General features: G+C 28.7%; 15 protein-coding genes. 11 read left to right on the top strand and 4 right to left on the bottom strand.

The annotated features are described in order from the left end of the window. Positions 1–176: 176 nt before the first annotated feature. The 6 genes from ACZ5CK_RS06110 (at position 177) to ACZ5CK_RS06085 (ending at position 5,880) form a co-directional block, all read left to right on the top strand. Complete coding sequence (locus ACZ5CK_RS06110; protein WP_464580952.1) at positions 177–491, top strand: (2Fe-2S)-binding protein; 315 nt, start codon at positions 177–179, stop codon at positions 489–491. Beyond that, positions 478–2,013, top strand: a complete 1,536-nt coding sequence (locus tag ACZ5CK_RS06105; RefSeq protein WP_464580951.1) for an FAD-dependent oxidoreductase — start codon at positions 478–480, stop codon at positions 2,011–2,013. The genes ACZ5CK_RS06110 and ACZ5CK_RS06105 overlap by 14 nt, the downstream gene beginning before the upstream one ends. A gap of 1 nt (position 2,014) precedes the next feature. Further along, a complete protein-coding gene (locus tag ACZ5CK_RS06100; RefSeq protein ID WP_464580950.1) occupies positions 2,015–2,293 on the top strand; it encodes a (2Fe-2S)-binding protein in 279 nt (92 codons plus the stop codon). Further along, positions 2,283–3,422, top strand: coding sequence for an NAD(P)/FAD-dependent oxidoreductase (locus ACZ5CK_RS06095; protein ID WP_464580949.1), 1,140 nt, complete (start codon positions 2,283–2,285; stop codon positions 3,420–3,422). The genes ACZ5CK_RS06100 and ACZ5CK_RS06095 overlap by 11 nt, the downstream gene beginning before the upstream one ends. 14 nt (positions 3,423–3,436) lie before the next feature. Next, on the top strand, positions 3,437–5,056 hold the full coding sequence (gene pruA, locus ACZ5CK_RS06090; protein ID WP_464580948.1) for an L-glutamate gamma-semialdehyde dehydrogenase: 1,620 nt from the start codon (positions 3,437–3,439) through the stop codon (positions 5,054–5,056). A 383-nt stretch (positions 5,057–5,439) separates the two neighbouring features. Then, complete coding sequence (locus tag ACZ5CK_RS06085; protein WP_464580947.1) at positions 5,440–5,880, top strand: SRPBCC family protein; 441 nt, start codon at positions 5,440–5,442, stop codon at positions 5,878–5,880. Here the strand turns inward: ACZ5CK_RS06085 and sfsA are convergent, their stop codons facing one another. Beyond that, positions 5,881–6,543, bottom strand: a complete 663-nt coding sequence (gene sfsA, locus ACZ5CK_RS06080; RefSeq protein WP_464580946.1) for a DNA/RNA nuclease SfsA — start codon at positions 6,541–6,543, stop codon at positions 5,881–5,883. Between the two features lie 81 nt (positions 6,544–6,624). Beyond that, the gene (locus ACZ5CK_RS06075) at positions 6,625–8,229 is read right to left on the bottom strand and encodes a 4Fe-4S binding protein (RefSeq protein WP_464580944.1); all 1,605 of its coding nucleotides are present in this window, start codon (positions 8,227–8,229) and stop codon (positions 6,625–6,627) included. A gap of 124 nt (positions 8,230–8,353) precedes the next feature. Here ACZ5CK_RS06075 and ACZ5CK_RS06070 point away from each other — a divergent pair, with 124 nt between their 5' ends. Then, the gene (locus ACZ5CK_RS06070; RefSeq protein WP_464580943.1) at positions 8,354–9,127 is read left to right on the top strand and encodes a TIGR00266 family protein; all 774 of its coding nucleotides are present in this window, start codon (positions 8,354–8,356) and stop codon (positions 9,125–9,127) included. Continuing rightward, positions 9,121–9,669 carry an HD domain-containing protein gene (locus ACZ5CK_RS06065; protein WP_464580942.1) on the top strand — a complete coding sequence of 183 codons (549 nt, stop codon included), beginning with the start codon at positions 9,121–9,123 and terminating at the stop codon, positions 9,667–9,669. Before ACZ5CK_RS06070 ends, ACZ5CK_RS06065 begins: the two co-directional genes overlap by 7 nt. A 2-nt stretch (positions 9,670–9,671) precedes the next feature. Here the strand turns inward: ACZ5CK_RS06065 and nadD are convergent, their stop codons facing one another. Together nadD and obgE are read right to left on the bottom strand one after the other, a co-directional pair. After that, entirely contained in the window at positions 9,672–10,232 is a 561-nt protein-coding gene (nadD, locus tag ACZ5CK_RS06060) for a nicotinate (nicotinamide) nucleotide adenylyltransferase (RefSeq protein ID WP_464580941.1), read from the bottom strand. A 5-nt stretch (positions 10,233–10,237) separates the two neighbouring features. After that, complete coding sequence (gene obgE / locus ACZ5CK_RS06055) at positions 10,238–11,566, bottom strand: GTPase ObgE (protein WP_464580940.1); 1,329 nt, start codon at positions 11,564–11,566, stop codon at positions 10,238–10,240. A gap of 65 nt (positions 11,567–11,631) precedes the next feature. Here obgE and ACZ5CK_RS06050 point away from each other — a divergent pair, with 65 nt between their 5' ends. From ACZ5CK_RS06050 to mutS, 3 genes are all read left to right on the top strand, one after another. Then, positions 11,632–11,877, top strand: a complete 246-nt coding sequence (locus tag ACZ5CK_RS06050) for an extracellular matrix/biofilm biosynthesis regulator RemA family protein (RefSeq protein ID WP_464580939.1) — start codon at positions 11,632–11,634, stop codon at positions 11,875–11,877. Beyond that, positions 11,874–12,470, top strand: coding sequence for an ATP-dependent Clp endopeptidase proteolytic subunit ClpP (gene clpP / locus ACZ5CK_RS06045; RefSeq protein ID WP_464580938.1), 597 nt, complete (start codon positions 11,874–11,876; stop codon positions 12,468–12,470). The genes ACZ5CK_RS06050 and clpP overlap by 4 nt, the downstream gene beginning before the upstream one ends. A 110-nt stretch (positions 12,471–12,580) precedes the next feature. Next, entirely contained in the window at positions 12,581–14,998 is a 2,418-nt protein-coding gene (gene mutS, locus ACZ5CK_RS06040) for a DNA mismatch repair protein MutS (RefSeq protein ID WP_464580937.1), read from the top strand. The last annotated feature ends 33 nt before the right edge of the window (positions 14,999–15,031 follow it).

Below are 15,031 nucleotides of genomic sequence, written 5' to 3'. Positions count from 1 at the left end.
AAAAGATAAAAATCTATATAAATTAAAAAAAGTTTTCTTTTTTAAAAATAATAAGTTATAAGAGATTACAGTTAATTAATTCGCAATACTAAGTAAAAACAATGTCTTTTTTAATTTATATATATTAATATAAGATGTATAATATTATTGAAAGATTTTTCATAGGGGGGGATATATTGAGAATTCAAGAACATCCAATTTTAGATTTCAAAAAAGGAAAAAAAGTAAAATTTTTTTTTGAAAATGAAGAAGTTTGGGGATATGAAGGAGAAACTATAGCTGCAGCATTACATGCTCTTGGGATTTGGGAATATAGAGAAGGATTAAAAACTGGAAGGCCAAGAGGACTATTTTGTGCTATAGGTCATTGTTCTTCATGTTTAATGGAAGTTGATGGTATTCCAAATACAAGAATATGTATAACTCCAGTTAAAGAAGGGATACAAGTTAGAAAACAACTGCCAAAGGGTGATTTAATTGAAAAACTATGATATTTTAATAATTGGAGGAGGGCCTGCAGGAATAAGTGCAGCGTTGGCAGCTGCTAAATTAAATTTAAAAATAGCTTTATTTGAAGAAAAAGATATTTTAGGGGGACAATTAGTTAAGCAGACACATAAATTCTTTGGTTCAAAAGATGAATCAGCTGGAACAAGAGGAATATATATCGCACAAAAATTAATTAATGAAATTAATAATAAAGATAATATTGATGTATTCTTAAATTCTATGGTTCTTGGATACTATGAAGATGGTGTTGTTACTGCTTTAGTTAAAGAGAAAATGGAAAAATTTAAATCAAAGAAAATTATTATAGCAACTGGAGCGTTTGAAAAATCATTACCATTTGAAAATAATGATTTACCTGGTGTGTTTGGTGCTGGAGCTGTACAAACATTAATGAACGTATATGGAATATTACCAGGAAAAGAAGTATTGATGATTGGTTCAGGAAATATTGGATTAATAGTATCTTATCAACTTGCTCAAGCGGGAGTTAAAGTAAAAGGTATTGTAGAAATTTCAGAAAAAATAGGTGGATATTTAGTTCATGCTTCAAAAGTAAGAAGATTGGGAATACCAATATATACAAAACATACTATAGTTAAAGCTTTAGGTGATAGAAAAGTTAAAGGAGCTATAATTGAAAATGTTGAAACTAAAGAAAAAAGAGAAATATATTGTGATGTAATATGTTTGGCTACTGGATTAATGCCACTTTCTGATATCTTGAATCAAATTAATTGTAAAATGAAATATATACCAGAATTAGGTGGATATGTACCTGTAAGAGATGAAAATATGAAAACAACTGTAGAAAATGTTTTTGTAGCTGGTGATTCTGCTGGAATAGAAGAAGCAACCGCTGCAATGCTTGAAGGTGAATTAGCGGGTTTATATGCAGCATACGAAATAACCAATACTTTTGATAAAAGAATCAATGAAATTAAGGAGCATTTAAAGGAACTAAGAAAAACTTCATCAAAGGTAGTAAGTGGGTTAAAAAAATTAGATTTATATAAAGATTTTATTGTTGATTCACAAAAGGATTTAGGAAAATTACATAGAACAGGCGTTCCTGAAAAAGAAATGATAGAGAATATTATTCCAAAAGATAGTAATAGATTCGCAATAATGGAGTGTTTTCAAAATATACCATGTAACCCATGTGTTTCAAGTTGTCCAACTAATGCTATATCAATGGATTCATTGAATGGAATACCAAAATTAGATGAAAGAAAATGTATAGGTTGTGGGAATTGTGTAGCTGTTTGCCCTGGATTAGCCATTTTTGTAGTGGATAAGAAAAAAGAAAGTGTATTATTACCTTATGAATTTTTACCTTTGCCCGAAAAAGGTGAAATGGTTGAAATTATGGATAGAGAAGGGAATTTCTTAGAAAAAAATGTAGTGTTGAACGTTAGAAAAATGAAAGATAAAACCAATTTAATAGAAATAAAAGTTTCGAAAGAAAATATAAATAATGCACGCCACATAAGGGTGGTGAGATAAGATGGATGAAGAAAAAATTATTGTCTGTCGATGTGAAGATATTACATTAAAAGAGATTAGAGATTTAATTCATGAAGGTTATACCACTGTTGAGGAAATAAAAAGGGTTTCAAGAGCAGGAATGGGGCCTTGCCAGGGAAAAACATGTGGCCCTATTATTGCAAGAGAAATCTCAAAAATAACAGGTAAACCAATTGAAGAAATATATAAACCTAGCAATCGACCACCTTTTGGAGGATTATTTTTTAAAGAGATTGTAGGTGAAAATAATGAAAAATAAAGCTTCAATAGTTATTATCGGTGGAGGTATTACAGGTGTTTCTATAGCATATAATCTAGCAAAAGCTGGTGTCAAAGATATAGTTTTATTAGAAAGAAAATATTTAGCTTATGGTGCTACAGGAAGATGTGGAGCGGGAGTTAGACAACAGTGGGGAACAAAACAAAACTGTATATTGGCAAGAGAAAGTGTGAAAATTTTTGAAAATATAAAAGATGAATTAAATGTAGACATCGATATTGAATTTAAGCAAAAAGGATATCTTTTATTAGCTTTCACTGAAAAAGAATGGAATCAATTTCAGAAAAATGTTCAATTACAAAATTCGCTTGGAATAAATTCAAAACTATTAACTCCAGATGAGGCAAAAGATATAGTGCCATTTTTAAATACTGACAGTTTATTAGGTGCAGCTTATTATGAAAAAGATGGTCATGCTAATCCATTTTTAACAACTATAGCTTATGCTAAAGCTGCTGAAAATTTAGGTGTGGAAATAAATAAAGGAGTAGAAGTATTGGACATTTTAGTAAAAAATGGAAAAATAAAAGGTGTATATACAAATCATGGATTTATAGAAACAGAAAAAGTGGTTAATGCCGCTGGTGGATGGTCGCAGAATGTTGGAAAAATGGTTGGTATTGATTTACCTGTTTGCTCTGAAAGACATGAAATTTTAGCCACAGAACCTGTCAATGAAATACTTGGACCAATGGTTATGTCATTTTCATATAACATATATTGTCAACAAACTCCTCATGGTTCATTTATCATGGGATATGGGCCAAAAGAAAGAACAACGAGTTTGAGAAGCAGTTGGCAGTTTTTAGAAAATATGGCCCAAAAGGTAACACATTTACTACCACCTACCAAAAATTTAAGAGTTGTACGTCAATGGGCTGGATATTATAACATATCTCCAGATCATCAACCCATTGTTAGCAAATGTGAGGAAGTTGAGGGTTTTTATTTAGCAATAGGATTTAGTGGCCATGGATTTATGCTGGCACCTGCTGTAGGTATTTTAATGAAAGATATTATTTTGGGAAATAAATTATCTTGGGATGTAGTTTTAGATATTGGTAGGTTTAAACGTAATGAAATTATCAAAGAACCATCAGTAGTTTAAGGGAGGGATATGGTATGTTTAATAGTATTTTTGTTATGGAAAGGCCAAAAAATGAACCTATTTTATCTTATGAACCTGGTTCGAAAGAGAGAGAAGAATTAAAAGAAAAATTAGAGGAATTATCCTCTAAAGAAATTGAAATTCCATTGATAATTGGCGGAAAGGAAGTAAAAACCGGTAATCTAGGAAAATGTATAATGCCCCATGATCACAATCATATACTTGCCTATTATCATATGGCTGGTGAAAAAGAAATTAAAATGGCTATCGATGCTGCTATAAAAGCAAAAGAAGAATGGGAAAATTATTCCTACATCGATAGGATATCTATATTTTTAAAAGCTGCTGAATTATTATCAACTACCTGGCGAAGTACGTTAAATGCTGCAGCAATGCTTGATTTAGGGAAAAATGTTTTTCAAGCAGAAATCGATTCTGCATGTGAGTTAATAGACTTCTTTAGGTTTAACTCATATTATGCTACTAAAATTTATACAGAACAACCACAATCTTCAAAAGGTATTTTAAATAGAATGGAATATAGAGCTTTAGATGGATTTATTTTTGCTGTACCTCCATTTAATTTCGCTTCTATTTCCGGAAATTTACCAACGGCTCCAGCAATTATGGGGAATGTTGTTTTATGGAAACCAGCTTCCTCGGCAGTATATACTGCATATCATATAATGAAGTTGCTCCAAGAAGCGGGATTACCTGATGGTGTAATAAACTTTATTCCAGGTCCTGGTTCTAAAGTTGGAGAAATAGTATTTTCAGATCCTAATTTTGGTGGTGTACATTTTACAGGTTCAGTTAACACATTTAATTCAATGTGGGAATCTATTGGTAAAAATATTAGAAATTATAAATCTTACCCTAGAATTGTTGGAGAAACTGGTGGAAAAGATTTTGTTATTGCTCATCATACAGCAAATAGAAAAGCTCTTATTACTGCATTAATAAGAGGTGCTTTTGAATATCAAGGCCAAAAATGCTCTGCAGCATCAAGAGCATACATTTCAAAAACTGTATGGGAAGATATAAAAGATGAATTGATTGAAACTACAAAAAATCTAAAAATAGGAGCTCCTACAGATTTTTCGAATTTTGTTAATGCTGTTATAGATAAAGCTGCATTCAAAAAAATAACAGGATATATAGAATATGCAAAAGAAAATGCAGAAATACTTGTTGGTGGAGAATATGATGATTCTGTAGGTTATTATATTAAACCAACAATAGTTTTAACTGATGATCCACATTTCAAAACAATGGAAGAAGAAATTTTTGGTCCCGTTTTAACATTATACGTTTATGATGATGATAAATATGAAGATGTTTTAAAATTATGTGATCAAACTTCTCCATATGGATTAACCGGTTCTATTTTTGCACAAGATAGAGAAGCTATAAGAAAAGCTGAAAAAATATTAGTTCATGCAGCAGGTAACTTTTATATTAATGATAAACCAACAGGTGCTGTTGTAGATCAACAACCATTTGGAGGCTCAAGAGGTTCTGGTACAAATGATAAAGCAGGGAGTTATTTAAATTTGTTAAGATGGACATCTGCAAGATCCATTAAAGAAAACTTCAATCCACCTGAAGATTATACATATCCATTTATGAAATAATCAACAGCCCCTAATAGGGGCTGTACTTTGTCTACAAACTACAAAATAAAATAATCAAAATAATATTTGCTCATCCAGTGAAAATTCTTAATTCTCAAAAATGTTCATTCTCGCCTGTCACGAAAACTCACATCCATGTTCGGTTTTGTTCAATTTTGCATCCATGCAAAATTGACAGGCTTCATTCACATTTTTTCGGGAATTTTCAAGGATTCACTCATATTATTTTTTCATATTTTATTTTGGTAATAATATACATTTTAGTTAGAGACAATATAAAATACTATTTTTTAGTTAAATTTAGACTATCCATCATTTTTGGTTAAATCCACATGAATGAATATTTCAATGCATTATTGAATAATATAATGTGAGGTGATTTTATGTTAGATACTCCCCCTATTGAAGTGATGGAATTTTTTAAAGCTCCTATCGAGAAAGTGTGGAAAACTTTTGTTAATAAAAATGGCTGGGATCCTTGGTTTACAGACGGTATGAAAATGGAATTAACTCCAAATGGAAAAATATATTTTAGATGGGAAAGATTAACTTTAGGCGAAGTTGTAGAAGATTCCGGATATATTGTTGATATTATAGATAAAAAGAAAATATCTTTTTGGTGGTATGAATATGAAAATGGCTATAGGAGTAAAGTTGATATAGATTTTACAGAAGGGGGCGAAGGAACTTGGATAAAAATTTTAGATTATACTCAAATATTTGATATTAATGAGTTAAGTATTAAATATGGATGTGCTGTAGGCTGGGGACAAATGGTTACTTTAGCAAAAGTATATATAGAAAAAGGAATAATCATTATTTGATTATTCCCTTAAATTAATTTCTTTTTCAAAATATATAATATCATTTTTATATGAAAATAATAAAGGATGTATTTTTACACCAGCTCTTTTTGCTTCTATTAATTTTTTTGAAAATTCCGGATCAGTTTCCCAATTTGGAGAAAAGAATTTTGCTTTAGAAAAAATTAAAAAATATACATGGGTTTCATAGCCCATGTTTTTTAATTCAATTAATTCATTTAAATGTTTTAATCCTCTTTTGGTGGGGGCATCAGGAAATAAAGCAATATCATTTTTTGATAAAGTGCATCCTTTTATTTCAATCCATATGTTATTATTTGCTAAAAAATCTATTCTACTATTGTTATATTTTACTTCAGCTTTTAAATCTTTATACTTTTCTTTTAATATTTTTTCAGCAATATATCTGTGATACATAGAATTTACTAAAACATAATCATCTTCCTTTTTTGCTGCAATTAAATCATACTTTGTTTTCCTTTTTAGATTATTAACTTTTTTTATTAGAACTTCGTTATTTTTATATAATAATTCATGTAATCTTCCGGGATCATGAACATGGACATCTTCTATTTTATTATTTATTTTTATTTTAGCTAAATATCTGTTTGGTCTTTCAATAAAGATTCCTGGAATCGCTTCTCCTATATTATATACTTTCATTTTATCACCACTTATAATTATAACATATAAAAGTAGCCTTTCCTAAATCTTTAGAAAAGGCTAAGTTATCATATTTATAAATTATTTTATATGCTCTTCAATATATGTTTTTATATCTCCCATATATATATTGTATTTTTCAGCTAAATCTTTCAATGCTATATTTAAATCTTCATTTTTTGGAATATTATATTTAGATAAAAATTCATCGAAATCATCTATTATATTTTTTATTTCCTTTAACGTTGTTTTACCTCTAACAATAAATGTTGCATTATCATGTTCTTCGCTGGAATTGGCATCATGTATAGTTTCTGTAGATATTTCTGAAATATCCTCATGATTAATCGTCTCATATTGAGATGGCCAATATCCACTAATTAAATATGCTATAAACCCAGGTTTAGTTTTCTTTATAATATCTCTAACTGTCATATTTTCTATTCCATCGATTGATTTTAACTCTTCTATTTCATTTATATCTTTTCCAAGGTAATTAACAAAGTCTAAAATAGGTTTATCTATGTATCCCATAAACGTTCTGATGCTTTCTGGAGAAACTATTTCTAATTCCTCATCCAATCCCATCATTTCAGCTAAATCTTTTAATTTTGCAGTTGTTATTATTGTTCTTGGAATACCAAAAGATTTATAAAGTTCTTCTTTAGATATCGGATAATGATCTATAATTTCCTGAATTGTAGATGATCCTCTAATATCGTTTATATCTTCATATGTCTTTATTCTTTCAGTAATAAAATTCCCCGTTACATTTGCAAATAAAATAACACCTAAAAATATAAATAATACTATAAATGAATATGTCCATTTGTTAAGTATCTTTTTGCTTTTTTCAGGTTTAGATAATATCGGTCTAACTTGTAAAGTTAATTTTTCATTGTCATTCACTGGACAGGCTTCAACACATTTCATACATCTTATACATTGAGGACTATTAAGTGCATTTTTGTTAGATACAACTATGCCAACTGGGCAAGCCTTATCACACAATCCACAATCTATACAAGTTTCTTTTTTCCTTTTTATATTGAAAATACTAAATGAATTAAAAAGTCCATTTATTGCTCCTAAAGGGCATGCATATCTGCAAAATGGTCTTTCAACAAATAATGATAAGCCAAGAGTTAATAAAACCGAGATATAACCTGTAATAGCAATTTCATCTGTCCATATATTAAAAAGATTATAATATGGATCATAAGGTTCAAATACTAATTTGCTTGTTCTTGCAGTTTGAATAATAACAATAGCTAAAACGATATATTTTAAATAACTTAAAATTTTATCGAGTTTAACAGGAACTTTATTATATTTCTTTTTAAATATTGTTTTACCTAATTTCCCAAACCATTCTTGAACCGAACCCAATGGACATATCCATCCACAAAAAGATGCTCCTGAAAATAATAATAATCCTAATAATGCAAATAACATAATAAATACTGATTGATGTAATTTACTTACATAATCACCTGTCGAGAAAAACGTATAAAGATTTACTACACCACCATAGGGACATAATGCATGTAAACTTGCTACACCAAATAATTGAAGATTAGGATATTGCTCTACTAAATAATGACCTATACTTACATAAATTACGAAAGCAACAAATGCTATTTGTATAAAAAGTCGTAATTTTTGTAAAGAACTCATTTTTTTCATTTTTTCGCCCCCTTTATCTATATATAAATTAGTGTTGATATAATATCATTCTTTTCTTAAAAATTCCTTAGAATTTAAATTTATGATATAATGAAGATATAAATACCATTTCAAGGGGGATATTATGGCTGATATTATTGACTACAAAATTATAGGTGATGACATGCAATTAGTGGAGATAGAATTAGATCCTGGTGAAGGTGTTCGTGCTGAAGCTGGAGCAATGATGTATATTGAAGATGGAATAGAAATGCAAACTAACACAGGTGGTGGATTTTTTAAAGGATTAAAAAGAATGATAGTTGGGGAAAGTTTTTTTGTAACGAATTTTATTAATAGTAGCTCTGGTAAAAAACATGTTGCATTTGGTGCACCTTATCCTGGTAAAGTAATTCCTATTGATTTAATTAAATTTGGTGGAGAATTTATATGTCAAAAAGATAGTTATTTGTGTTCAGCAGCAGGAATAGATATTGAGATTGCTTTTACTAAAAAAATTGGTGCTGGATTATTTGGTGGTGAAGGATTTATATTAGAAAGACTTGTTGGAGATGGGTTAGCTTTTGTACATGCTGGAGGTATGATTATTGAAAAAAACTTACTTCCAGGCGAATCACTGCGTGTAGATACTGGCTGTGTTGTTGGTTTTTCAAATACAGTAGATTATGATATTCAGTTTGTAGGTGGATTTAAAAATGCTTTATTTGGAGGAGAAGGATTATTTCTTACCAGGTTAACGGGACCAGGTATTGTTTATTTACAAAGTCTTCCATTTTCTAGACTTGCAGATAGAATTTATTCGGCTGCAAGATTTAAGAATCAAGGTGAAACTAAAGGAATAGATGGTATAGGTGGAAATTTATTAGGTGGATTATTTGGAGGAGATAGTAAATGGTGAATATAGAAGAAAAGATATTTGAATTTGATATAACTCATGATTTAGGTCATATTAAAAGAGTTACATATAATGCTAGGAAAATTGCAGAAAAAGAAGGTGGAAATTTAGAAATAGTAACTTATGCAGCTCTTTTACACGATATAGCTAAAAAAGATGAAGTAGAAGGAAAAATAAAAGATCATGCATTAGAAGGGGCACATAGAGCTGAAGAGTTTTTAATTCAACTTAATTACAAAAATGCATCAGATGTTGCGTATTGTATTGCAAGTCATAAACTTAAAAAAGCAAATATTTTGGAAGCAAATATTTTAATAGATGCTGATAAATTAGATTTATTAGGATATACAGGATTAGCAAGAATATTGATGAATAAAAAAAGAAAGTCTTTAGAAGAACATCTAAAATATATAGAAACTAAAATTTTTAAAATACCTGAAAATATGAATACTGAAACTGGAAGAAAAATAGCTTTAGAAAAAATAAAGATTATAGAAGAGTATTATAAGGGAATAAAAGAAGAAATAAAAAATACCTATAGGTAATTTCACCTATAGGTATTTTTTATTTCTTGAACTATTTTATCTGAAACCATCCCATATATACTTAATCCTTTTTTTACTCTATTTCTAATATCTGTAGATGAAATTTCAATTAAAGGAGAATTTAAAAATATATGGGGTAATTTATAATTTTCAAATTTTAATTTTTCCGAATATCTTTTATAGACAACTAACGTTACTTCATCTATTAATTGTTTCCATTTATACCATGTATGAAAATTAATTAGAGAGTCTTCACCTATTAATAAATATATATCATCATTATATAGTTCTTTTAATTTCAATACTGTTTGATAAGTATATGATGGTTTAGGTAAATCATTTTCTATATCAGAAACTGTAAATCTTTCTTTCGGAAAAGCAATCTCACACCATTTTTTTCGTAATTCAAAATTTGCGATGTTTTTTTCGTCTAATTTATGAGGTGGAATCACTGCTGGAGTTATTAAAAATTTATTTGGTTTTAAATAATCATATGCATATTCAGCTATTATCCTATGGCCAATATGAGGGGGATTAAAAGATCCTCCATACAATACTATCATCATAATCACTCCATATATTCAAATGCAAAGTTTCCCAAATAAACCGTATCTCCTTCTTTTACCCCAAGATTTCTTAAAGTTTTTTCTAATCCACTTTTTTCGAGAATTTCTAAAATCTTAATCCTTGCATCTTTTTGATCAATAGGATATTTTTTTAATAATAATTCGACATCTTTCCCAGTAACTTCATAAACACCATCATCCCATTTTATTATTTCAAAGTTAACTTTTTTGGGAACTTCAAAGTCAACTGGAGAAATTTTAAGTTTTAATTTTTCTGGAGCATTTTTTAAAGACTCTAAAATTTCCTTTTGCCTATCTATTCTCATATCTCTGATATTTTCCCATATTTCATTTAACAAAATATCTATATTTTTCTTTGTTGCAGCAGAAATTGGTATAATTTTTTTATTTAATTCTTTTTCTAATTTTTCAATTTTTTTATTTAATTCTTCTTCACTTAATAAATCGGCTTTGTTTCCAACCACAATTTCTTTTTTTTCTGCTAAATCTGGTGAAAATTTTTCCAATTCTTCACGTATTACATAATAATCGTCTTTGGCACTTCTTCCTTCGCTTTCTGAAATATCTAAAACATGAACTAAACAGTAACATCTTTCAACGTGTTTTAAAAACTTATCTCCTAACCCTGTTCCGTTATGAGCACCAGGTACTAATCCCGGAATATCTGCAACTACAAAAGTATTTCCATCACCCATATTAACAACACCTAAATTAGGTATTAATGTTGTAAAATGATAATTTGCTATTTTAGGTTTAGCATTAGATATAATAGAAATCAATGTGGATTTTCCAACATTAGGAAATCCTATTATTCCGACATCTGCTAAAACCTTTAATTCTAATTTTAAAACTCTTGTTTCGCCTTCGACACCTTTTTCAGCAATTGTAGGTGCTTGAACTTTTGAATTTACAAAATGTATATTACCTCTTCCACCCTTTCCACCTCTTGCAACGACTACATATTGGTTAGGATATTTTAGATCAGCTATTAATTCATTTGTTTCATAATCATATACCAATGTACCGACAGGAACCTTAATTATAAGATTTTCTCCATTTTTCCCGTGCATTTTTTTACCCTGGCCATTTTTCCCATTCTCTGCTCTGAATTTCTTCTTGTATCTAAAATCAGTCAATGTATTTCTTTCCATCGAAGATACTATTATAACATTCCCACCATCTCCACCATCCCCACCATCCGGACCTCCTTTTGGAACATATTTCTCTCTTCTAAAGCTTACTACACCGTCTCCTCCTTTTCCAGCAGTAACTGTAATAATCGCTTCATCTATAAAAATATTTTCACTCATTTTATCGCCTCCGTTTTGATTTTTTAATATTTTCGGTGTATAATATAAAAGATGGAGGTGAAAATGTGGCTATCATAAATGTAACAAAAAACTCTTTTTTGATTGCAGAAAGAATACATTCTATTATACCAGAAAAATTCGCACATTTTAAGAGGTTAAAAAAAGAACATCAAAATACAACTAGTTTAGTTGATTTAACATATGGTAAAAGTGTTAAATCTATAATTTTTACAGATAGTGGTCATATGTTTTTATTGGCTCTTCCGGTTGAAAAAATATTTGAAAAAATAAGGAAGGTGAATAATCAATGAGTATGCCTATACCAGTCGTAGTTGAATCTACAGGAAGATATGAAAGAGCTTACGATATATATTCAAGATTATTGAAAGATAGGATAATTTTTTTAGGTTCAGATGTAAATGATTATGTATCTAATTTAGTAGTAGCTCAACTTTTGTTTTTAGAAGCACAAGATCCAGAAAAAGATATTTATTTATATATAAATAGTCCTGGAGGATCTGTTACTGCTGGATTAGCAATGTATGATACCATGCAATATATAAAACCTGATGTTGCTACTATATGTATTGGTCAAGCAGCATCTATGGGAGCGGTTTTATTAGCTGCAGGAGCTAAAGGCAAGAGATTTGCTTTGCCAAATTCTAGAATTATGATACATCAACCTTGGGGTGGAGCTCAAGGGACTGCGAAAGATGTTGAAATACAGGTACAAGAATTATTAAGAATCAAAAAAATGTTAAATGGTATTTTAAGTAATCATACCGGTCAACCTATTGAAGTTATAGAAAAAGATACTGACAGAGATTATTTCATGTCTTCAGAGGAAGCATTAGAATACGGCTTAATTGATAAAGTTATAAAGAGTAGGAAAGAGATAAAATAAACCAGGGCGCTAAGCGCCCTGGTGTAATATTAATTTAATAATTTTCATTATCAGGGTGCGAAAGCACCCTGATATAATGGGAAGGTGATATTATCAGCAATCTAACCCCGATGATTAGACAATATTTAGAAATAAAAAATGAACATAAAGATTGTATTCTTTTATTTAGATTAGGAGATTTTTATGAAACATTTTTTGAAGATGCTAAAATAACCAGCGAGGCCCTTCAAATCACATTGACTCAAAGAAATGGCCATCCTATGGCAGGAATACCATATCACGCTTTAGATAATTATTTAAAAAAATTATTAGAGCAGGGATACAAAGTAGCGATTTGTGATCAAGTTGAAGATCCGGCTACAGCAAAAGGTATTGTAAAAAGAGAAGTTACTAAAATATATACACCCGGAACAGTTGTAGAAGAAACTATGATTGATGAAAATAATAGATATTCATTAATGATTTATTCCAGGAATAATATGGATTATGTTTTTGTAATATTTGATTTTAGTACGGGTGAATTATATATTGATAATTTCAAGTTTTCAGAAAATGAAATTATGGATTTTATTTCTTCATATTCCTTTGTTCAAATTTTAATTTCAAATAATATTTATGATTTATCAAAAAAAATAAAAAATATTAGATCTGATATATATATTGAAGTATTAGATGAATGGTATTTTAATAACAATTATGAAGAAATTATTAAAGAGAGTTATGAGTTATTAAATATTGATGTTCTTAATTTAGAAAAAAATGAATTAATAGCATTAGGTGCTGTTTTGAAGTATCTTGAAATTACCCAAAAACAAAAAATTACTCATTTTTCTTTACCAAAAAGATTTAAATCTTATAATAATATGATGCTTGATTCAACTACAATTTTAAATCTAGGTTTGTTGCCAAATAAAGAAAATAAAGGAAAAACTTTATATGATGTTTTAAAATTTACTAAAACTTCTATGGGTTCGAGGACTTTGCAACAATGGATTTCAAAACCTTTAATTAATAAAAATGAGATTGAAGAGCGTTTGAATATTGTTGAATTATTTAGGAATGATCCTTTAGTATTGGAGGAATTAAAGGAATATTTATCTTCAATAAGAGATGTTGAAAGAATTTCTTCAAGGATTGCTCTTTTAAGAGCCACACCTAGAGACTTAATTGCTTTAAAAGTAACTCTTGAAGTAATTCCTTATATTAATGAATTGTTGTTATCATTAAATTTAAAAAAATTTGATGAGTTATATGAATTAAAAACTCTTTTAAACGAGTCTATAATTGAAGAGCCATCAAATCAAATTGGTTCAGGAAAAGTTATAAAAAAAGGATTTGATAAAGAATTAGATCAATACAGATTGATATTTGAAAATTCTTCTGAATTTTTGAAAGAAATCGAAATAAAAGAAAAAGAAAAAACTGGAATAAATAATTTAAAAGTTGCAAGAAATAAAATATATGGATTTTATATAGAGGTAACAAAAGCAAATATTGATAAAGTTCCTCCTAACTATATTAGAAAACAAACATTAGTTAATTCAGAAAGGTTTATAACAGATGAGTTAAGAAATTTAGAAGAAAAATATTCTATAGCTGAGAAAAAAATCGATGAATTGGAGAAAAGGATTTATAATGAATTACTTTTAAACTTACAAAAATACGTTAAAGAAATTAAAAATCTTTCTACTGAAATATCTAAAATAGATATTTTAAGAGGTTTTGCAGAAGCTTCTATAAAAAACAATTATGTTAGACCAACTTTTAAAGATGATGTTTTTATTATTAAAAACGGCAGACATCCTGTTGTGGAAAAATTTGTAGAAAATTTTACATCAAATGATATTGTTTTAGATAAAGAGAAAAGATTCGTTATTTTAACAGGGCCAAATATGAGTGGTAAATCCACCTACTTAAGACAAATAGGTATAATATCTATAATGGCTCAAATAGGTTCTTATGTACCTGCTGATTATGTTGAATTACCAATATTTAAAAATATTTATACTAGAATTGGTGCAAAAGATGATGTTGTTAGTGGTAAATCCACTTTTTTAGTTGAAATGTCAGAAGTTTCTACTATATTAAATCATGCCGATGAAGAGAGTTTAATCCTTTTAGATGAAGTAGGAAGAGGGACTGGAACTATTGATGGGATAAGTGTAGCGTGGGCAACATCTGAATATATATATCAAGTATTAAAGGCTTACACAATATTTGCTACACATTATATGGAATTAACTATGTTAAATGATTTTTATAATGGTATTGTTAATAAAAGAGTAAAAGTTTTAGAAACTGAATCTGGTATAATATTTTTGCATAAAATAGAGGATGGCATAAGTAATAAAAGTTATGGAATTGAAGTTGCGAAATTAGCAGGTATTCCCTTGGAAGTTGTTAATAGGGCAAAAGAAGTTATGGAAGAAATTTCTAATAAAACGGAATTTGAAACTAAATTAAAAAATATGAAGAAAATCAAACAACGCAAATTTTCAAGAAATGAAAAACAATTAAAACTATTTTAATTTATGATATAATGTTATAAATACAATTAGATG

Source organism: Marinitoga okinawensis (assembly GCF_055387075.1).
Note: the sequence above shows the minus strand (reverse complement) of the source record. Positions and strands in the feature narration are given on the sequence as shown.

Bases quoted from the DNA above. Each gene is read 5' to 3' on its own strand.
- ACZ5CK_RS06070 (WP_464580943.1), top strand. From the start codon at position 8,354: ATGGCTGATATTATTGACTACAAAATTATAGGTGATGACATGCAATTA.
- sfsA (WP_464580946.1), bottom strand. From the start codon at position 6,543: ATGAAAGTATATAATATAGGAGAAGCGATTCCAGGAATCTTTATTGAA.
- ACZ5CK_RS06095 (WP_464580949.1), top strand. From the start codon at position 2,283: ATGAAAAATAAAGCTTCAATAGTTATTATCGGTGGAGGTATTACAGGT.
- ACZ5CK_RS06100 (WP_464580950.1), top strand. From the start codon at position 2,015: ATGGATGAAGAAAAAATTATTGTCTGTCGATGTGAAGATATTACATTA.
- ACZ5CK_RS06085 (WP_464580947.1), top strand. From the start codon at position 5,440: ATGTTAGATACTCCCCCTATTGAAGTGATGGAATTTTTTAAAGCTCCT.
- ACZ5CK_RS06075 (WP_464580944.1), bottom strand. From the start codon at position 8,229: ATGAAAAAAATGAGTTCTTTACAAAAATTACGACTTTTTATACAAATA.
- pruA (WP_464580948.1), top strand. From the start codon at position 3,437: ATGTTTAATAGTATTTTTGTTATGGAAAGGCCAAAAAATGAACCTATT.
- nadD (WP_464580941.1), bottom strand. From the start codon at position 10,232: ATGATAGTATTGTATGGAGGATCTTTTAATCCCCCTCATATTGGCCAT.
- ACZ5CK_RS06065 (WP_464580942.1), top strand. From the start codon at position 9,121: ATGGTGAATATAGAAGAAAAGATATTTGAATTTGATATAACTCATGAT.
- clpP (WP_464580938.1), top strand. From the start codon at position 11,874: ATGAGTATGCCTATACCAGTCGTAGTTGAATCTACAGGAAGATATGAA.
- mutS (WP_464580937.1), top strand. From the start codon at position 12,581: ATGATTAGACAATATTTAGAAATAAAAAATGAACATAAAGATTGTATT.
- obgE (WP_464580940.1), bottom strand. From the start codon at position 11,566: ATGAGTGAAAATATTTTTATAGATGAAGCGATTATTACAGTTACTGCT.